We start from the raw sequence: 19,457 nt of genomic DNA, 5'->3' as shown, positions 1-19,457 counted from the left end.
TCAAGACTTTTTGGCTTCTAAAATAATATAGGGCGACAATTGCCTCGAATCGAAAGGGAAGATTTTGCTAAATACCTTGCCACCAAGCCAAACCGCTTTTTTAAACCACCTTACGCCAACCGATTTTTCTTTCTCGTTTTCCAGCCATACGCTAAACCGGCCAAAGTAACGCGATTGCAATACCTCTAAACCTGCATCCTTGCAAATTTGGGCCAGCAGTGCCGGATCCATACAATCGATGTTGTGCTTATCGTAATTGGCCTTGTCGAAGTTCTTTTGGAACCAGCCGTTCAAAGCCTTGAAATTAGGCAGGGTAATGAACAGGCTTCCTCCCGGTTTTACAAAGGCAATATGCCGGTTAATAATATCAGCCGTATCGTTAAAATGCTCAATCAAACCGCAGCTCAGTACCAAATCATATTGCTTTTCGGGCACATAGCTGAATAAATCCGTTTCGATGATATGGATGTCGTTTTTTTCGAGCCCGTTTACCTTGAGCAGCTGTTCGGTAATTGGCGGATGGACAAAATAATCGAGCAAAGTAGCGTCAAGCTTGAGGTATTTCCTTAAGAAAACGGCATAATAGCCCGGAAATCCACCCAGCTCGATAGCAGTTTTAACCTTGTTTTTTTCGGTCAGCTCGGCCAGTTGGCGATGAAAAAGATAGTTTTCAGGAATAACTACCGATAAATCAGTTTTGCTCTCCCAGTACTTTACCCAAAAATCCCTATCGGTTAGTAAATTCGACATTATTCCTTTTGTTATGCTAATTGCTTTTATTGTTTTATGCTTTATTGCTGAATTGTTTAGGGGCGAACCGGCAACCCGTAACCGGCAACTGATACCTATTTCAAATCCTTCATAATTTCGGATACGGCCTTTTCCAATTGCGGGTCTTTGTGCTGCAAGCGGTCTTCGAAGGTATTTTTCACATAAATATCCGGTTTTACGCCTTCCTTCTCTATATTTTTGCCATCCATGGTATAGCAGCCCCACGACGGCAAGCGATACGACGAACCATCAACCAGGCCCTTGGCTGAAGTAAAGATAATCCAACGATAGCTTTCCGTACCGATGATCTTGCCCAGTTTCAATTGCTTGAATCCGGCAGCGGTCATTTCGGCGTCGCTCAACGATTGCTCATTAATCAAGAGCACAATAGGTTTAACGGCTGGCGCAAAGTTGCTTTGCGGCGACATTTTGCCTCCGCGGTATTTCCACTGCAGGTATGGCCGTTGCGAAAGGAAACGCAACACCTCATCGTGCACATTGCCACCCGTATTGTAGCGCAGATCCAAAATAATGGCATCTTTGTTGTTTTCCTGTTCAACCATATCGAGCAGGAAGCGTTCCAGCTCGCCGCCGCTCATGTTTTTCATGTACGAATAAGCGATACGGCTATTGCCCCATTTGGCTACATTGTCTCTGTTTTCGGCAATCCATTCGTCGTACAGGTTGGCCCTTAAAGCCGCCGCACTTTGCGGATGCACGTTGACATAGCTTTTTTTGCCGTTGCGCATCAACCCCAAACTCATTTCGCGATCTAATGACGGCTTGCTGAAATAATAATCGCGGTCCATTTTTTCGTCAACCTTAACGCCGTTCACTTCTACCAGCACATCGCCTGGCTTAATGTTTTCTCCGGCCAAAAAGGCATTGCTTTTACTTACCACACGTGCTACTTGGTAAGGTTTTTCATTATCGAATAGGATACCCGTTTCGTTGGTGATGTAATTCAGGTTCTTGCGCTCTTCGGCACCAAAACTGTTAAAGCCCATGTGCGACGAGTTGAGTTCGCCCAGCATATCGTTCAGCAAAATCCTCAAATCGGTTCGATTGTTTACATAAGGTAGGTAAGCCGCATAGCGGGTCTTCATTTTTTCCCAGTCAACCCCGTGGAAGTTCTCGTCGTAGAAGTTTTCGTCGAGGCCCACCCAAGTTTCGTAAAACATTTGGTTAAACTCGGCGTTCAGGTTTCTGCTGAATTTGTAGCCGTAATCTACCTTGTCTAGTTTGTTGGCATCGGGATTGTATTTATTGATTACGCCACGGCTCAGCACATAGAACTTGCCCCCGCTTTCTATCAGGTTAAAATCGCCTCCATCGCTTACCTTTTCGTTTTTGTTGTTCTCAAAAGGCTCTAACGTAGTACGATACACCGACGGCGCACCGCCATCCTGGTTGGTGGTATAATACACCAGGGTTTTGTCGCCCTTGGCAAAAACATCAATCAGGTATTGGCTGCCAAAATTAGGGCTAACTTGCTCAATACGATCTAATATTCTTTGGGTATTGATGGTTATTAATGCAGGTGCCTTTGGTGTTGGCTTGGTTTCGGCTTTCTTTTTAGCCGTATCGTTGGCCTTTTCGTTCTTTTGGACTGGCGTTGCCGGTTTTACCTCTTTGGGCTCGGCAGGCTTGTCTTCCTTAAACAGCTCATCGAACTTATCCGAACGGAATGGCGTATCGTAATTGTTCAGTGCCATGCGGTAAACATGCGGATCGACAAGACCCGTTGGGTACGAAGGCTTGGTGCGCGAACTGATGAAATAAATGTACTTACCATCTGGCGACCATACCGGGTTGGTTTCCGTCACGCCAGTATTGGTTAAGTTAATGGTTTTATCTTGTTTGATATCGTGCACCAAGATGTCTTGCTCAAAGTTGCGGAAAGCCGTAAACAACACGTATTGATCGTTGGGCGAGAAGCTTGGCGTCGCATTTTGAATGGCCCAAAACTCGTCTTTCACAATGGTTTTGCTTTCCAAAGTTTTAAGATCGAGCAGGCGCAGCTCGTTGCGGCCGCTCAGGTAAACCGCCAAGGTTTTGGTTTTGTTGAAAGTAATGTCGCGGTTATTGGCTTTGTCTTTGGTTAGTTGTTTGGCTGTTCCTTTGCCATCGCCGGTGATGGTATACCAGTTCTGGTAGCCATTAAAAGTTTGGTTAAACAAAATCGTTTTATTGTCGGCCAGCCATTTCACTTCCAGCGCGCGCTCTCCGCTGTTGCTTATTTTTCTGATGAATTTGCCATCGATATCGCTCACAAAGATTTCGCCCCTCGATATAAACACAAACTTTTTGCCATCGGGCGAGGCATCGAAAGCCGAAATATTTCCTCTAACGTCGTATTCCTGCTCTTTGCTCAGCACCTGGTTGCGCGTAGAGGCAACGTTTACCTTTTCGGCTTTTTTGCTGGCCACATCGTACACATACAGCTGGTAGTCTTTCTCAAAAACAACGGCTGTACCATTGGCGGCCACAAACGGACGTTTAATAGAAGTTTCGAACCGGGTAAGTGCCGTTTTTTTGCCATTTACAAAAGTGTAAAGGTTGTACTCTTCGTTGCCCTCGTCTGATGCAAAAAACACATTGCCTTTTTGATCTACACTGGCCCAAAAATCCTTGCCAATGTAATCGGTATAGCGTTTATAAGCTTTGGTTTTAGGGTTGTACGATTGGATATCGGGGTTAAATGCGCCTTTGTAATGCTTTCGGTTGGCAAAATTCTTGCTCTCCCAGGTATCGTTGAAGAAAAGTTCGCCGTTTGGCGCCTCGGCAATGTTATGGGTGGTATTGAAATAATTGTCGAACAAACGGATGGCGGTGCCGCCATTGATGCCCACTTTATAGCTCGAATAAGAATTGTACCTGCCCGAAGTAAAGTAAATGGTTTTCGAATCCCAGCTCCAGCCATCCACCTCGTCGGCGGCATCGTTAAAAGTCAGCTGCTTGATTTCGCCACCGGCCATGGGCATCAGGTAAACATCGTAATTGCCAAACTGGTTAGACGAGAAAGCGAGCCATTTTCCATCAGGCGAAACGCGTGCATTGATTTCTTCGCCGGGCATAGCCGTTATGCGTGTGGCCAAGCCTCCTTTTACGGCTACTTTCCAAATATCGCCGTCGTAGCTGAATACAATACTTTGTGCATCGGGCGTTAATGAAGGATAAGCAGCAAAATAAGTTTGGTCTTGTGCTTGAGCAAAAACTGGGAACAGCAATAGCAAAAATGCCATTGCGCCGAACATATTCTTCTTCATAATTTTGTTTATTGGCTTTAAGGGTTGAAAATACGCAACTATTTTACAATCCTAAACAATAAAATGTATTTTTGATTGATTTGAAAGTAGTACACTTAAATACCTACGACGGAAACGGAGGCGCCGGAAGGGCCTGCCTGCGGTTGAGCAATGCGCTTAACGCAAATGGCATCAGCTCGAAGGTCATGGTGTATTATAAGTTTGGGCAAAACCCAGCCATCGACACCTTTAGCAAAGGCATTCTGGCCAAGTTGCATGCCGTTTTTAACATCATGGCCGAACGTTACCTGGCTAAATTATTGACCAAAGCCGTTAAAACGCCCTTTTCGCTCCAGTGGTTCGGCAAATCGATCAAAAACCATCCCGACCTGAAAGATGCCGACATTATACACCTGCACTGGGTAAACCATGGCTTTTTGTCGCCAAAAATGCTGGCCGAGCTGGACGAACTGGAAAAACCTATTGTATGGACTTTCCACGACAGCAATGCCTTTACGGGTGGCTGCCATGTGCGCTACAGCTGCGAGCATTTCCACCGGCAATGTGGCAACTGCCCTATCTTAAGCTTAAGCGGCCCTAAGGATATTTCGCACAAAACCTGGCTGCGCAAGCAAAAGGCTTATTCCGAGCTTAATTTTCATGTGGTTGCCCCCAGCCATTGGATGGCCAACTCGGTCAAACAAAGCAGCCTGCTCGGCCTCAGGCCAACTTCGGTTATTCCGAACACTGTTGAAACTGATATTTTTAAGCCTTATGTAAAAGCCGAAGCCAAGAAGGTGCTCAAAATAAAACCCGATCAGTTTGTGATCATGAGCGGCTTTATGCCCTCCAAAAACGACAAGCACAAAGGCACGCAATATTTGCTGGATGCGCTTAACGAATTGGCGGCAAGGCCCGAAGTACCCAAAGAAAAAATAGAGCTGGTTATTTTTGGCAACAAAGACGAGAAAAACCTGCCCGAATTTCCTTTTAAGACGACCTTCTTGGGCACAATCAGCAAAGACGACCATTTGGCCAAATGCTACTCGGCCGCCGATGCCTTTATTACGCCATCGCTGGAAGATAATTTGCCCAATACGGTCATGGAAAGCCTGGCTTGTGCCACGCCGGTTATTGCTTTTAAAACGGGTGGCATTCCGGATATGGTTAAGCATTTACAGAACGGTTATCTGGCCGATTATCAATCGGCAAGCGACCTGGCCGACGGCATAGAATGGCTATTTTTGCACGAACAGCCTGCAGAAGTGCAAAAGGAAGCCAGAAGAAGCATACTGACCCATTTTGCCCCTGCAGTAATTGCCGGTCAACACGAAGAATTGTACTACAAACTCATCAGCGCCCTACCCCAATAATCAGTCATGCAGCCTAAACTAAGCGTCATCACCATCGTTTATAATAATGTTAAGGACATTGAGCGCACCATGCTTTCGGTGCTCAACCAAACCTACAAAAACATCGAGTACATTGTAATAGACGGCAATTCTAGCGATGGCACGACCGAGCTGATTGGCAAATACAAAGACCGACTGGCCAAATTTGTGTCGGAAAACGACAAAGGCATTTACGATGCCATGAACAAAGGCTTGGCCCTGGCCACTGGCGATTATGTGCTTTTTATGAACTCGGGCGACGAAATTTATGCACCCGAAACAGTAGAAGAAGTCTTTGCCTCGGCTCCATCGGGCGATATTTATTATGGCGAAACCGAAATGTTCGATGCCGATTGGCATAGCTTGGGTCAGCGTCGCCACGAAGCACCTGAAAAGTTCGACTGGCATAGCTTCAAATACGGCATGAATGTTAGTCATCAGGCCATCTACATCAAGCGAAGCCTTACCGAACCTTACGATTTGCAATACAAATACAGTGCGGATATCGATTGGATTTTAAAGGCGGCCAAAAAATCGTCGAACATTGTGAATACGCATTTGTACGTAGCCAAATACCTGGTGGGAGGCATGTCGAAGCAAAAACATTGGGAAAGCCTAAAGGAACGTTTTAAGATATTGAGCCATTATTACGGCCTTATACCGAACGTAATCAACCATGTTTTTATCGCCATTAATTTAGGCCTGTACTACATCAAACATCGCCGCACCAACGATTAATCAGCGCTGATTATAGCTTGAACGAATAAATTTTCGCAAACAATAATTTTTTCTGCGTGTCTTTAAACATGAATTAAAAACAGAGAAAATTATGGGACGTTTAAGTAACCGCACCATTGCAGTGCTATCAGAAAATGGATTTGAAGAAGTGGAGTTGACCGAACCAGTTAAACGCTTAAAGGAAGAAGATGCAACCGTACATGTCATTTCTTCCAAAAGTGGATCAATAACCGCTTGGAACCACGATCATTGGTCGGTCGAAGTAGCTGTTGACAAAACCCTCGACCAAGCGAACGCTTCCGATTATGATGGTTTGGTGTTGCCAGGTGGTGTAATCAACCCCGATCAATTAAGGGTTAATGACGAAGCCATTGCTTTTGTAAAGTCTTTTTTTGAAGCCGGAAAACCGGTAGCTGCCATTTGCCACGGACCGCAAACGCTCATCAATGCCAAAGTAGTTGAAGGCCGAGAGATGACTTCGGTAAAAAATATAGCGCAAGATTTGATCAATGCAGGTGCTAAATGGGTAGACGAAGAAGTAGTGGTTGATCAAGGTTTGGTTACCAGTCGCACACCGCAAGATCTGCCCGCTTTTAACGATAAATTGGTAGAAGAATTTGCCGAAGGAGTGCACGCAGGGCAACATGCCTAAAAAGAAAGAGGCTTAGCTGTGCTAGCTAAGCCTCTTTTAACTTATTCGCCTTTATAGCTTGGGTCGTTCTTTCTGAAACGAGCAGCTATTTTGGCCAGTTCATCATCATTAAGCTTGGTAGTTAGCTTTAGTGCTTTTACAAAAGCTACCACTTCTTCTTTGGCCGCAGGGCAACCGATGATGTTCTTACCTTTCACTTCCATGCCCACTCCTTCAGGTCTCAAATGCGAATCGACCAACAATTTGCCATTCGTATCGAAAATAAACCATACCGGAATGCCGAAGCCATCGCTATTGTGCTGCTTAAGCATGGCATCTGCCCCTGGGTTTTCGGTTTTCTTTAAAGTCGGGTCATTTTCCATGACCGTTAAATGCCTAACCACAAAACTCTTGTCGAAATAGGCTTTCACTGCTGGATCGTTCATACTATCGTCCATTTTATGGCACCAACCACACCACGAAGCGTGAAACATGATAAATACTTTTTTCTTTTGGGCTTTAGCCTCTTTAATGGCATCCTTCAAAACGGTTTCGGCCGAAGGAGGTGTGCTTTGCGCAAAAGCCACATTGGTTAGCAATATGGCTGCAAAAGCAATAAATAGGATTTTGATTTTCATGCGATTAGTTTTTTGCTAATTTAATATTTTGGGATAAGAAAACGGCATGCCCGCCAAATACCGGCTCACTTTACGGTAGGGGTAATCGCCACCGCCTTTGTCGGCAAACACCACAATAATGGTTTTGGTTAAAGGATCAACATACAGGCGCTGGCCCAACATGCCTTCGGCAGCATATTCGCCGTTAACGCCTTCCTGTGGTAACCACCATAAATAGTTTTGTGTTGTTTTTTGCCAGCCCTTACTGGTTACAGGAGTGCGGCCTTGCATTTTAATGGTTTGCAAAACCCAATCTTGAGGCACCACCTGTTGGCCATTGTATTGCCCATCGTTCAGGTATAAACGTCCAACTTTTGCCAAATCAATGGCCGTAACCTGAAAGCGGCTTGCCGTATTGGTCAGCCCCTTTACATGGTCGAGGCCCCAGCTAGCCCGATATTGGGTACCGATACGTTGCCACAAGCGTTCCTGAAAATATTGAGCGAGGCTCTTTTTGGTAGCCCTTTCAACTACCCAACCCAACAAAATGGCATCAATGCTTTTATATTGCCATGCTTGTCCAGGATAACCCACGCGCTTTACCTTTAACAGCTCGCGCTTCATATCGTCGGTATAGTAATATTTGGCTTCGTCAGAGAAAAAGGCATTGATGATGCCACCATTGGTATCGCGAAAGGCCAAGCCTGATTTCATGGTAAACAGGTCGCGCAAAACCAAGGTACTATAAGCCGAATTTACACCGAGCTCTGGAATGTAGTTGAGGATAGGGTCGTCGAGGCTTTTGATGTGGCCATCGGCCAATGCCTGCCCCACCAACACCGAAAGCATGCTTTTAGCTATCGAAAAAGTGGTAGCCAAAGTACTGTCGCTATAGCCTTTATCATATTTTTCGTACAAAATACTGTCGTTCCTGATCACCATAAACAGATTTACCTGGCCGGCTTTAAGGTAATCTTTTAAGGGTAGGTAATGCTGCTGCCCATCAAAAACTTGGAGCGTATCCAGGTCATTCCGTTGCTTGGCCGGTCGGATGAAATGGAAAGCTGAATCGCTGGGCTGTACATAGGCCTGCGGAAAAATCTTGTAGGTTTCGGCATTGGGCGTACGGTAGCGCAACACTTTTAGCAGCACCGGCTGCCAAATAAACAGGATGGTCAAACCCAGCACTATTATACCCAGCAAAGTGAGCAGGCTGTATTTAATAATTTTCACAAGCTTGTTATTGAATTGCTAAAATAACAAACTCAAACAACTTGCCATAGGCCCATGGCGGCAATCGACCTTTACCTACGCCCCAAAAGCCTGTTTACCAAAGCCCATGCGTTGGTTATGCTACCTTTGTACAGGCACAAATTGTTGTGTAGGTGTTTATGACTATAGATAGATTGAGGAGATTTAAAGGTTCTCGTTAAGAACCAATCGCCGGCTTTTGGTGCTTCCATCGCCTGTGGCTCCATAGCCAGTAGGCAGGTTCTTCCAAAATGATCTGCTCAAGCAGGCGAACATGGAGCTCGGTGATTTCAAATTCGGCAGCCGCCGCGGGATCTAAACAAAGTGGCACGCACTCTACCTCGTAATATCCTTTTTTGAGCACAGTGGTTTTCAGGTAAAACACCGGTCGATTTGTTTTCTTGGCAATCTTCTCAATGCCCAGCTGCACCGCACTTGGTTGGCCCAAAAAGGTTGTCCAGTAGTTGAGTTCATCTTTAGACGGCGACTGGTCGTTGCCAAAACAGAATACATTGACTTCTGTTTTATTGGCCTGCAAAGCCCTTAGGGTTTGATTCATGGCAATGAGCTTGTTGCCAAACCTGCTACGTACCTTGCGTATCCAGCAATCGAAAACCATATCCTTTAAAGGCTTATAAATGGGATAATTTTGCGCCGAAATAGCTAAGCCAAATGACATTGTACCCCACTCCCAATTGCCATAATGCGCCGAACAAATCAATACGCTTTGACCTTTTTTAAAATATTCTTCCAGCACCTCGATATTCTTAAAACGGAAACGGCGTTGCAGTTCGGCCTTCGAAATAGACCTCATCTTGATGATTTCTACGACCAGTGCCGTGAGATAGGCATAGTACTTTTTCTCGATACACAACAGTTCGGCCTCGCTCTTTTCAGGAAAGACGTTACGCAAATTTGCCCTGACTATCTTTTTTCGATAGCCAAAAACAAGGTAAACGAAGAAATAAAATATCCATGCAATGATATAAAGTATAGATAACGGCAATAAAGACAATAGGGTTAACAGGAATATTCCAAAATAGGACAGGGCCCTTGCAAGCATAGATGTTAATAGTCTAGGTGAATGTTTAGCTTTAAAACCAAAAACAGATTTTAAGCATCATTGCAATTAAGTTACACAATATGATGCATATAAAATCGTTTTAGAAGCTTATGCAATTACCATGCCCAAAAAGCTTAAGGGTAAACGGAGACTAAAACAGGGATAGCGGGTAGAAAGGTTGAAGGTATGATCAAAAGGGCAAAACAGATAGCAGCCTGGTTAATTACGCACTATAACCTCGGTTTTCCGATTTCTAGGCTAAACACGAAGGGCTAACCCCGCTTATATTTCCAGCGGCGATGGCTCCAAAGCCAATAAGCCGGCTCTTCGATGATCATTTTTTCTAAAAAACGGATGTGCAGTTCGGTGATTTCGTATTCGGCTGTATTGGCTGGTTCTAAACAGATCGGCACACAGTCCATTTCATAATAGCCTCTTTTAATGACCTTGGTTTTGAGGTAAAACACCGGCCGGTTGGTTTTTTTGGCTATTTTTTCGATACCCAGCTGCACCGAGCTCTCCTGGTTGAGAAAGGTGGTCCAATAATGCGATTCGTCTTTAGAAGGCGCCTGGTCGTTGGCAAAACAGAATACACTGGCCTCGCCCTTGCTGCCCTGCACAGCCCTTAAGGTTTGCCTCATAGCGATGGCCTTGTTGCCGAACTTGGTTCTTACCTTATAAAACCAATCTTCGAAAGTGGCGTTGTTTAGGGGCTTATAAATGATATAGTTTTGGGCGCTCCCGGTCAGTCCAAGGCTCAGGCCCGCCCATTCCCAGTTGCCGTAATGTGCGGTACAAATCAGCACCCCTTCGTTTTTTTGCCAATAGGCCTCCATCAGGTCGAGATTTTTGAACTTGAAGCGCTTTTGCACCTCCTTTTCAGAAATGCTATCCATCTTCACGATTTCTACCATCAGCGAAACCAGGTAACGGTAGAACTTCTGCTCTATGGCAATGATCTCTTCTAGTTTTTGATCAGGAAATACGTTTTGCAGGTTTTCGCGGGTAACCTTTCTGCGGTAGCCAATTACATAATAAAGCAGCAGATAAACCCCATCGGCCAGAAAATAAAGTACCGACATGGGCAAAAGCGCCAGCAGTTTTAAAAAGAAAAGACCAATGTGGGTAAATGCCTTTTGTAACATGGAACTAAATTCAAGGCCCCAAAATTAAACATTTCTGTTGCCTCGTCCATTGGTTTAGGCCCCATGATGCGGATAACCCTCAATTTTTTACAATTTGAAGAGATTTGCTTAAAAGTTAAATGCTAAGGCGGGGAGGCAGAAAGCGAAATAGAGGATAGACAGCAACGCTGTACCAAGCCCCTGACTTCCGATGATGAACTACTCACTATACACCGTCAACCGGCTTTTTATGTTTCCACCGGCGATGGCTCCACAGCCAATAGGCAGGTTCTTTACGGATCATTTTTTCCAAAAACCGGGTGTGCATTTCGGTAATTTCAAACTCGGCAGTTTCTTGCGGATTTAAACAAAGCGGTACAAATTCTGCCTCGTAATAGCCTTCTTGTACTGCGGTTACATTAAAATAGAAAATTGGCCGGTTCGTTTTCCTGGCAATTTTTTCGATTCCCAACTGGATGGAGCTTTCCTGATGAAGCAAGGTGGTCCAATAGTGCGATTCGTCTCTTGAAGGTGCCTGGTCGCTGCCAAAGCAAAAAATACTGGCTTCGCCTTTGCTGGCCTGTATGGCCCTTAAGGTTTGGCGCATCGAAATGAGCTTGCTTCCAAACCGGCTTCTCGCTTTTTGAAACCAATTGTCAAATACCGGGTTGTTTAAAGGCTTATAAATAGGATAGTTTTGACCCGAAACCGCAAGTCCGATAGCAACCGAGCCCCACTCCCAGTTGCCATAGTGCGCTGCACACAGCAATACTCCTTCTCCTTTTGCGAAGTAAGACTCCATCAATTCCGACCGCTTGATCCGGAAACGTTTTTCGAGCTCTCTTTTCGAAATCGAACTCATTTTAACAATCTCTACCACCAAGGCAGCCAAATATTTGTAGAATTTCTTTTCGATCAGCCTGCGTTCTTCAGGGCTTCGCTCGGGCAGGGCCAGCTGCAGATTTTCCCTAACCACGCTGAGGCGGTAACCGGTTACACGGTAGAGGAGAAAATACATTGCCTTGGCCAAGCCATACAAAATCGGCATTGGCAACAGCGACAGCAAGTTTAAAAAAAATATACCGATATGGTTAAGCGCTCTTCGAAACATAAATGATTTAAGGCCACAAAGTAATGCATTTACTTGCCACATTTGCCAGCTTGTAGGCCCATGATAACATTGCCTCACAATTTTTACATAAAAAAGCCCCAATCGCGATATAAATCAGGATTGGGGCTGATATGGTTTTTTAATCGTTTACTTACGATTGGAACTTTTTAGCATTGATTTTGCGTTCGTTCTCGGTAAGGTAGATCTTGCGTAAACGCATGCTTACCGGCGTAACCTCGATATACTCGTCGGCCTGGATATATTCCATCGACTCTTCCAATGAAAATTTGATGGCCGGAGCGATACGCACGTTATCATCGCTACCCGAAGCACGCATGTTGGTTAGGGCTTTTCCTTTAACCACGTTAACTACCAAGTCATTGTCGCGGATGTGCTCGCCCATGATCTGTCCTTCGTAAACATCAACTCCTGGATCAACAAAGAAACGGCCCCTGTCTTGTAACTTATCAATTGAATAAGCCGTAGTTTGACCTTTTTCCATCGATACCAATACCCCATTCAAACGTCCAGGGATCGTGCCTTTCCAAGGCTCGTAAGCTTTGAAACGGTGCGCCATAATCGCCTCGCCAGCAGTTGCGGTTAATACGTTGTTACGCAAACCGATGATACCACGTGAAGGGATTTCGAATTCTAAGTGTTGCAAATCGCCTTTTGGCTCCATGATCAACAATTCGCCTTTACGTTGCGTTACCAACTCGATTACTTTACCAGCAACATCGCCAGGTACATCAACAATCAGGGTTTCGATAGGCTCGTGTTTCTTGCCATCGATTTCCTTGATGATTACCTGTGGCTGGCCAACCTGGATTTCGTAACCTTCGCGACGCATCGTTTCGATCAATACCGACAAATGCAGGATACCTCTTCCGTATACCAGCCATGAATCTGGAGATTCGGTTTCAACCACTTTAAGGGCCAAGTTTTTCTCCATTTCCTTATACAAACGGTCTTTGATACGTTGCGAGGTTACCAATTTGCCCTCTTTACCAAAAAACGGCGAGTTGTTGATGGTAAACAACATGTTCATGGTAGGCTCATCGATTTTGATTACCGGTAGTTGTTCCGGCGCATCGAAATCGGCAATGGTGTCGCCAATGTCGAAACCATCAATACCTACCACGGCACAAATATCGCCCGAGCCTACTTCGGTTGTTTTTACTTTACCCAAGCCTTCGAACGTATACAATTCTTTTACTCTCGATTTAACCATTTTGCCATCGCGCTTGATCAAAGTAACCGGTTGGTTTTCTTTGATGGTGCCACGGTGTACACGGCCAATGGCAATACGGCCTACAAATGAAGAATAATCCAATGAAGTAATCTGCATTTGCAAAGTGCCTTCGTTTACTGGTGCCGGAGGGATGGTTGCAACAACGGTATCCAATAAGGCAAAAATATCTGTAGTTGGAACTTTCCAATCGGTACTCATCCAACCTTGTTTAGACGAACCGTAGATTACCGGGAAATCCAATTGATCTTCTGTAGCCTCCAAGTTGAAGAAAAGTTCGAAAATCTGCTCGTAAACTTCTTCCGGACGGCAGTTTTCCTTATCAACCTTGTTGACCACCACAATTGGCTTCAACCCTAGCGAAAGTGCCTTTTGGGTTACGAAACGGGTTTGTGGCATGGCGCCTTCAAAGGCATCGCAAAGCAAAAGTACCCCATCGGCCATTTTAAGTACACGCTCTACCTCACCGCCAAAGTCGGCGTGGCCCGGTGTATCAATGATGTTGATTTTTACATCCTTGTATTTTACAGAAACGTTTTTTGATACGATGGTAATTCCTCGCTCGCGCTCCAAATCATTATTATCAAGTATCAACTCGCCTGTTTGTTCGTTATCACGAAAAATTGAACAAGAGTGTAAAATCTTATCAACCAAAGTGGTTTTACCGTGGTCAACGTGTGCTATAATAGCTATGTTTCTAATCTTTTGCATACAATGCGCCTCTAAATTTGGCGCAAAGATAAGGTTTTTTATTGATTTTTTATCGCAAATGCAGGCAGTTTAGCGGATTATCTTTTTGTTAATTTTTGAAAATCAGCGTTTTGTAGCCAGGGCCATCAAGGCAGTTGCTTTTAAGCGCAGCAATACAAGACTGGCCAAGGCTACAATCCAGTCACTAGGCTACATAACAATTCTGATTGGTATCGTCTTCGATAAAATCGCCATAGGGGCCCATGGCTATACATCTACACCAAGTTATAGGCGCACCTTCTTGAATTGATGAGCCACATTGGCCGGCATACTCAATACCCATAAATTCAAAAGAACAGTTTTTAGTTTCGCAAACTCCTCTTCCAATAGAACCGCCAAGCACTTTGCGCAGGTCGGCCTTGCTTAATAGATTTTCTTTTTTCATTGTTCCGGTTGTTTTAGGTTAAATAATGTTTTAGCCAGCCCTTAACTGGCCATCAGTTAAATTACAAATTTCAACCTGTAAAACCCGCAAAAACCTATCAATGAACAAAATAAACAAAAGACTGGCACCATCATGCACCACTCTAAAGGTCACAAAAACAAAAAAAAGAAATCGGAAATTGGCTTTACCTGCCGAAAGCCCAGCTTAGAAAAGCAGGCATAGCCTTGGCCCAGGTAGGCACATCGTGTTTGCCACCCACCATTTCGTAATAGAAAATATCGTTCGGACGCTTGTAGCCTTTCTGCATGAGCTCTTTCACCACGTCGATGGTATCGTCTATCGAATCGATAATGAAGTTATGGTTGCGATCAGCCAGCTCGTCGTCGGTTCCGGTCATGAGCCAAAACTTAAGCGCCGGATTGGTCTTGCTTTCGCGGATCATTTGGTGCAGAATGCGGTCGTTGTCGGTATAACCCGCACTCAGGTCTTTTTTGCGCCACCAGAACGAGCCCGAAAACACACCAACCGCATCAAAGTAATTGTCGTTGTTCCAGGCAATATCAAAAGCAGTTAAGCCCCCCAATGAGAATCCTGCGATGGCCCTTTTACCGTTAATGGTTGCCTTTACTTCGCTTTGCACATAGGGCAGCAACTCTTTGATCACAAAATCGGTATAGGCTTGGGCTTTCGAGCCACGCTTTTTAAAGTCTGGCCGGCCAGCCACACCATATTCTTGCACGCGCTCTGCGCCTGCCTTGATACCCACCACAACCGTTGGCTCGATCTTCCACTTCTCATAAAGATTGTTCAGCATCGGCTCCATTTGCATCTGGCCGAGGTCTTGGCCATCGTTTAGCAGCAAAAGGTTGACCCTTTCGTTGCCCATTAAATGATCGGGGCTGAAAATTTCGATTTCAACCGCCCTCTTTAAATAAACCGATTGGAACTGGTGAAGCGTTTTAATAACAGTGGGTAGTAACAAGGTGGTGTACATGGTCAACAAATAGCGTTCTCACTAAATCAGGCGCAAAAATACGAATCTTGAAAAACAATTAATCCACATTGCCCATTTTTTACTTAACATACAGATTTGCAAGCTTTAATTGATTTTATTTTTTTGTGTTTGGTTCCGATTTTCATATCTTAAAGCAATCTAAATACAATACCGTGAAAGAAGAACTCAAAAAGTGGCATAGTCCTAACCTGAACCTCGACATCGAAACCCTGGTCTTCGGACATGGCGGTTACCCTATCCTGCTTTTTCCAACGAGTATGGGCAGGTACTATGAAAACAAGGACTTTAAATTAATCGAATCCGTACAGGGCTTTATCGATTCGGGCAAAGTAAAAATCTATTGTCCCGATGGCATCGATAAGCAGAGCTGGTACAATAAAGACATCCATCCGGCAGATAGGGTGAAAAACCATATCTGGTACGACAAGTTTCTGCTCGAAGAGCTGGTGCCCTTGGCCAAACACGAAACCGGCCACCACAAGGTGATTACCTCTGGCTGTAGCTTTGGGGGCTATCATGCCGCCAATTTCGCCTTTAGGCACCCTTGGGCAGTAAGCCACTTGTTTAGCATGAGTGGCGCATTCGACATTAAGAGCCAGCTAGACGGCTTTTTTAATGACGACGCCTACTTCAACAACCCGGTTGATTTTCTGCCCAATGACATGAACCCCGAATTATGGCAGATGAAAATCGTATTGGGCACCTCCGACCGCGACATGTGCCGTGCCGACAACGAGCGCCTTTCGGGCATATTGCACCAAAAGGGCATCAACCATTGGCTAGACATCAGGCCCAATGCCGACCACGACTGGCCAATTTGGAGGGAAATGTTCCCCAACTATTTAGCACAACTTTAAAACATAGATATTAACGATCATGATTCCCAAATTGCTCTAATCATGATTTGGCCTGACCACAGGCTCCATCACCATTGAAAATCAAACTATAACAAGATGAAAAAGATTGGAATTTTATTTGGCCAGGAACGCTCGTTTCCACAGGCCTTTGTTGACAGGGTTAACCAAAAAGGCGAAAAAGACATTAAGGCCGAGTTTGTCAACATTAGCAAGGTGTTTCAGGCCGAACAGCCCGAATACGCAGTAATCATCGACCGCATTTCGCAGGATGTGCCTTTTTACCGCGCCTACCTCAAAAATGCAGCCATGGGCGGTACGGCGGTCATCAACAATCCCTTTTGGTGGAGTGCCGACGAAAAGTTTTTCAACAATGCACTGGCCGAAAACATTGGTGTTCCAGTACCCAAAACCGCGCTGATTCCCTCGCGCGAACACCCCGACGACACGACAGAAAAATCGTTCAGCAACCTGGTGATGCCCTTAGATTGGGATGCTATTTTCGAATACACCGGCTTTCCGGCCTATATGAAACCTTTTGACGGCGGTGGCTGGAAAGAAGTATACAAGCTGCACGACAAACAAGATTTTTTTGATAAGCACAGCCAAACCAAGCAGGCCGTGATGATGCTGCAGGAAGAAATCATTTTTGAAGAATATTTCAGATGCTATTGCATTGGCGGCAAGTATGTGCGCATTATGCAGTACGAACCCCGCAACCCGCACCACCTGCGCTATGTAATTGACGGGCCAAAACCTGATGCAAAATTGCTCAAAACCATCGAAGACTACACCCTAAGGCTAAACAAATACCTGGGTTACGACTTCAACACCGTCGAATTCGCCGTTCGCGACGGCATACCTTACGCCATTGATTTCTGCAATCCGGCGCCAGATGCCGCTTTAGAAAGCGTGGGTGCAGAAAACTTTGAGTGGGTGGTTGAAACCGCCGCCACCTACGCCATAGAAAGAGCCAAGGCGCAAAAAACAGGAAAAGACAACCTGACCTGGGGCGAGTACATCAGAACCTCGGCCACAGGAACCCCTTTAACCGGTGCGGCCAAGCCTGCAAGCAGCGCAAAAGCTAAACCAGCCACCAAATCATCCCCTAAAGAAACCACAAAAACAAGCACCGCAAAACCAAAAAAAGCACCAGCAAAAAAATAATTGGGATTTTTTATTTAACAAGGAGATATGATGATGAACGAATTTACGCTCGGAATTGAGGAAGAATACATGGTAGTTGATCCCGTTACCAGAGAATTGACCTCCCACGAACAGAAAATTGTAGAATCGGCACAGAAGATTCACAAAGACCAGGTAAAGGCCGAAATGCACCAGGCCGTAGTAGAAGTAGGCACTGGCATTTGCCACAACACCGCGCAAGCGCGGGAAGAAATTTCACAGCTGCGCTATACCGTATCGCAACTGGCCGGCGAACAAGGCCTGCGCATCGGCGCGGCGGGCACACACCCTTTTTCGCATTGGGAAAAGCAGCTCATTACCGAACATCCACGCTACAGCGAAATTGTAAACGAACTGCAGGAAGCTGCCCGTTCGAACCTCATTTTTGGCCTCCACGTACACGTAGGCTTCCAATCGCGCGAAATGGCCATCCACATCGCCAACCAAGTACGCTATTTCCTGCCACACGTATTTGCGCTTTCTACCAATTCGCCATTTTGGGAATCGAGAAATACGGGTTACAAATCTTTCAGGACAAAAGTGTTCGACAAATTTCCACGCACAGGCATACCCGACATCTTCAACAGCATAGAAGATTATGACAACTATGTAAAACTGCTCATCAAGACCAAGTGCATAGACAATGCCAAGAAAATCTGGTGGGACATCCGCGTACATCCTTTCTTCGACACCATCGAGTTCCGCATCTGCGATTGCCCGATGCTCATTGACGAAACCATGGCTTTTACGGCACTGTTTCAGGCATTGTGCGCCAAACTTTATAAATTGCGCCTCCAAAACATGGAATTTATCAGTTACTCGAGGGCACTGATCAACGAAAACAAATGGCGGGCAGCCCGCTATGGCATTGATGGCAACTTAATCGATTTTGGCAAGGAGATGGAAATCAACTGCCGTAACCTTGTGCTTGAGCTATTGGATTTTGTTGACGATGTAGTTGACGATTTGGGCAGCCGCGAAGACATCAATTATGTACACCAGATCTTGGCCAATGGAACCGGAGCCGACAGGCAACTGGCCGTTTACGAAAAAACAGGCAGCTTCGAGTCGGTGGTAGACTACATCACTACCCAAACTTTAATAGGCGCAAAATAAAAAATGATTAAAAGACAGATAAAAGTAGCAGTTATCGACATGAACAACGGCTTTCCCAATCAGGGAATGCGAGGCATACAAGAACTGCTGCGAACCTACACCAAACAAAACCAGTTAAATTTAACCTTTGATTTATTTGACCTGAGGCAAAAAGGAGAAATACCAGGCACCGAATACGACATCTATATTTCGAGTGGCGGCCCAGGCAGCCCCTTTGATGGAGAAGGCGAAAAATGGGAACATGACTTTTTTACCTTGCTAGACCGCATTGAAACCTTCAATGCACAAAACGAGCATAAAAAGCATGTTTTCCTGATTTGCCATTCTTTTCAGCTGGCCTGTCGCAAATACGGATTAGGAACAGTAACCAAAAGGAAATCGAACGCTTTCGGCATTTTCCCGGTTAGCCTGACCGAAGATGGCATGCACGAACCGGTATTTAACGGCCTGCCCGACCCATTTTATTCGGTTGACAGCCGCGATTGGCAAGTGGTTGAGCCCAAACAGGAAGATTTTGAAGCCAAAGGCGCACAGATTCTGGCCATCGAAAAAGAACGGCCACATGTAGCTTTAGAGCGCTGCATTATGGCCATACGCTTTTCCGAGCAGGTGATTGGCACGCAGTTTCATCCCGAAGCCGACCCGATTGGCATGAAAATGTACCTGCTACAGGAAGAAAAGAAAACAGCGATTAGCAACAACCACGGCGAAGAAAAATACCATGACATGCTGAATAGCTTGGAAGACCCCAACCGGATTACCTTAACCCAAAGCATTATTTTACCTAATTTCCTAACCCAGGCCATCAAGACTTTGCAAGAGGCGTAGAAGATAAACCATAAGAAAGCACACAAAACATTCAATTCTATACACCTACGTGGTCAATTATTACGCATTAGGAGAGTTTTAACCGAACTCTCCTTACTAAAAACCTATAACTGAAACCTGCCAACTGAAA

Annotated in this window: 17 protein-coding genes; 7 read left to right on the top strand and 10 right to left on the bottom strand. The window is 45.2% G+C overall.

The window, feature by feature from the left end:
* Positions 1-750, bottom strand: coding sequence for a class I SAM-dependent methyltransferase (locus AC6H1S_RS01095; RefSeq protein WP_497564806.1), 750 nt, complete (start codon positions 748-750; stop codon positions 1-3).
* Between the two features lie 95 nt (positions 751-845).
* Positions 846-4,040, bottom strand: coding sequence for a S41 family peptidase (locus tag AC6H1S_RS01090; RefSeq protein ID WP_497564805.1), 3,195 nt, complete (start codon positions 4,038-4,040; stop codon positions 846-848).
* Positions 4,041-4,111: 71 nt separating this feature from the next.
* On the opposite strand from AC6H1S_RS01090, the gene AC6H1S_RS01085 reads away from it, so the two are divergent.
* The 3 genes from AC6H1S_RS01085 (at position 4,112) to AC6H1S_RS01075 (ending at position 6,800) form a co-directional block, all read left to right on the top strand.
* Positions 4,112-5,392 carry a glycosyltransferase gene (locus AC6H1S_RS01085; protein ID WP_233165727.1) on the top strand — a complete coding sequence of 427 codons (1,281 nt, stop codon included), beginning with the start codon at positions 4,112-4,114 and terminating at the stop codon, positions 5,390-5,392.
* 6 nt (positions 5,393-5,398) lie between these two features.
* The gene (locus tag AC6H1S_RS01080; RefSeq protein ID WP_497564804.1) at positions 5,399-6,148 is read left to right on the top strand and encodes a glycosyltransferase family 2 protein; all 750 of its coding nucleotides are present in this window, start codon (positions 5,399-5,401) and stop codon (positions 6,146-6,148) included.
* A gap of 91 nt (positions 6,149-6,239) precedes the next feature.
* Positions 6,240-6,800, top strand: a complete 561-nt coding sequence (locus AC6H1S_RS01075; protein ID WP_497564803.1) for a type 1 glutamine amidotransferase domain-containing protein — start codon at positions 6,240-6,242, stop codon at positions 6,798-6,800.
* Between the two features lie 41 nt (positions 6,801-6,841).
* Here AC6H1S_RS01075 and AC6H1S_RS01070 read toward each other — a convergent pair whose 3' ends face one another.
* The 8 genes from AC6H1S_RS01070 to AC6H1S_RS01035 form a co-directional block, all read right to left on the bottom strand.
* A complete protein-coding gene (locus tag AC6H1S_RS01070) occupies positions 6,842-7,417 on the bottom strand; it encodes a thioredoxin family protein (protein ID WP_497564802.1) in 576 nt (191 codons plus the stop codon).
* 15 nt (positions 7,418-7,432) lie between these two features.
* Complete coding sequence (locus tag AC6H1S_RS01065) at positions 7,433-8,629, bottom strand: serine hydrolase domain-containing protein (RefSeq protein ID WP_497564801.1); 1,197 nt, start codon at positions 8,627-8,629, stop codon at positions 7,433-7,435.
* Positions 8,630-8,825: 196 nt separating this feature from the next.
* On the bottom strand, positions 8,826-9,710 hold the full coding sequence (locus tag AC6H1S_RS01060) for a lysophospholipid acyltransferase family protein (protein ID WP_199138147.1): 885 nt from the start codon (positions 9,708-9,710) through the stop codon (positions 8,826-8,828).
* A 272-nt stretch (positions 9,711-9,982) separates the two neighbouring features.
* Complete coding sequence (locus tag AC6H1S_RS01055; protein WP_497564800.1) at positions 9,983-10,855, bottom strand: lysophospholipid acyltransferase family protein; 873 nt, start codon at positions 10,853-10,855, stop codon at positions 9,983-9,985.
* 205 nt (positions 10,856-11,060) lie between these two features.
* Positions 11,061-11,945: a lysophospholipid acyltransferase family protein gene (locus AC6H1S_RS01050; protein WP_199138151.1), complete on the bottom strand. Its 885-nt coding sequence runs from the start codon at positions 11,943-11,945 to the stop codon at positions 11,061-11,063.
* Positions 11,946-12,096: 151 nt separating this feature from the next.
* Entirely contained in the window at positions 12,097-13,905 is a 1,809-nt protein-coding gene (gene typA / locus AC6H1S_RS01045) for a translational GTPase TypA (protein ID WP_199138153.1), read from the bottom strand.
* Positions 13,906-14,089: 184 nt separating this feature from the next.
* Positions 14,090-14,329 carry a hypothetical protein gene (locus tag AC6H1S_RS01040; protein ID WP_199138155.1) on the bottom strand — a complete coding sequence of 80 codons (240 nt, stop codon included), beginning with the start codon at positions 14,327-14,329 and terminating at the stop codon, positions 14,090-14,092.
* Positions 14,330-14,513: 184 nt separating this feature from the next.
* Positions 14,514-15,323, bottom strand: a complete 810-nt coding sequence (locus AC6H1S_RS01035; protein WP_497564799.1) for an alpha/beta hydrolase — start codon at positions 15,321-15,323, stop codon at positions 14,514-14,516.
* 173 nt (positions 15,324-15,496) lie between these two features.
* Between AC6H1S_RS01035 and AC6H1S_RS01030 the strand changes: the two genes are divergently transcribed.
* From AC6H1S_RS01030 to AC6H1S_RS01015, 4 genes are all read left to right on the top strand, one after another.
* Positions 15,497-16,201 carry an esterase family protein gene (locus tag AC6H1S_RS01030; RefSeq protein ID WP_199138159.1) on the top strand — a complete coding sequence of 235 codons (705 nt, stop codon included), beginning with the start codon at positions 15,497-15,499 and terminating at the stop codon, positions 16,199-16,201.
* A 96-nt stretch (positions 16,202-16,297) separates the two neighbouring features.
* A complete protein-coding gene (locus tag AC6H1S_RS01025) occupies positions 16,298-17,365 on the top strand; it encodes an ATP-grasp domain-containing protein (protein ID WP_199138161.1) in 1,068 nt (355 codons plus the stop codon).
* Positions 17,366-17,392: 27 nt separating this feature from the next.
* Positions 17,393-18,499, top strand: a complete 1,107-nt coding sequence (locus AC6H1S_RS01020; RefSeq protein ID WP_497564798.1) for a carboxylate-amine ligase — start codon at positions 17,393-17,395, stop codon at positions 18,497-18,499.
* A 3-nt stretch (positions 18,500-18,502) separates the two neighbouring features.
* Positions 18,503-19,327 carry a type 1 glutamine amidotransferase gene (locus tag AC6H1S_RS01015; RefSeq protein WP_497564797.1) on the top strand — a complete coding sequence of 275 codons (825 nt, stop codon included), beginning with the start codon at positions 18,503-18,505 and terminating at the stop codon, positions 19,325-19,327.
* Positions 19,328-19,457 lie beyond the last annotated feature (130 nt).

This window comes from Pedobacter sp. TM02 (genome assembly GCF_059705275.1).
This window is presented reverse-complemented; position numbering and strand designations above follow the sequence as displayed.

What these genes read in the sequence shown, in the direction of transcription:
- AC6H1S_RS01075 (WP_497564803.1), top strand. Translation starts at nt 6,240, where the DNA reads ATGGGACGTTTAAGTAACCGCACCATTGCAGTGCTATCAGAAAATGGA.
- AC6H1S_RS01025 (WP_199138161.1), top strand. Translation starts at nt 16,298, where the DNA reads ATGAAAAAGATTGGAATTTTATTTGGCCAGGAACGCTCGTTTCCACAG.
- AC6H1S_RS01070 (WP_497564802.1), bottom strand. Translation starts at nt 7,417, where the DNA reads ATGAAAATCAAAATCCTATTTATTGCTTTTGCAGCCATATTGCTAACC.
- typA (WP_199138153.1), bottom strand. Translation starts at nt 13,905, where the DNA reads ATGCAAAAGATTAGAAACATAGCTATTATAGCACACGTTGACCACGGT.
- AC6H1S_RS01035 (WP_497564799.1), bottom strand. Translation starts at nt 15,323, where the DNA reads ATGTACACCACCTTGTTACTACCCACTGTTATTAAAACGCTTCACCAG.
- AC6H1S_RS01055 (WP_497564800.1), bottom strand. Translation starts at nt 10,855, where the DNA reads ATGTTACAAAAGGCATTTACCCACATTGGTCTTTTCTTTTTAAAACTG.
- AC6H1S_RS01015 (WP_497564797.1), top strand. Translation starts at nt 18,503, where the DNA reads ATGATTAAAAGACAGATAAAAGTAGCAGTTATCGACATGAACAACGGC.
- AC6H1S_RS01050 (WP_199138151.1), bottom strand. Translation starts at nt 11,945, where the DNA reads ATGTTTCGAAGAGCGCTTAACCATATCGGTATATTTTTTTTAAACTTG.
- AC6H1S_RS01040 (WP_199138155.1), bottom strand. Translation starts at nt 14,329, where the DNA reads ATGAAAAAAGAAAATCTATTAAGCAAGGCCGACCTGCGCAAAGTGCTT.
- AC6H1S_RS01080 (WP_497564804.1), top strand. Translation starts at nt 5,399, where the DNA reads ATGCAGCCTAAACTAAGCGTCATCACCATCGTTTATAATAATGTTAAG.
- AC6H1S_RS01060 (WP_199138147.1), bottom strand. Translation starts at nt 9,710, where the DNA reads ATGCTTGCAAGGGCCCTGTCCTATTTTGGAATATTCCTGTTAACCCTA.
- AC6H1S_RS01090 (WP_497564805.1), bottom strand. Translation starts at nt 4,040, where the DNA reads ATGAAGAAGAATATGTTCGGCGCAATGGCATTTTTGCTATTGCTGTTC.
- AC6H1S_RS01020 (WP_497564798.1), top strand. Translation starts at nt 17,393, where the DNA reads ATGATGATGAACGAATTTACGCTCGGAATTGAGGAAGAATACATGGTA.
- AC6H1S_RS01095 (WP_497564806.1), bottom strand. Translation starts at nt 750, where the DNA reads ATGTCGAATTTACTAACCGATAGGGATTTTTGGGTAAAGTACTGGGAG.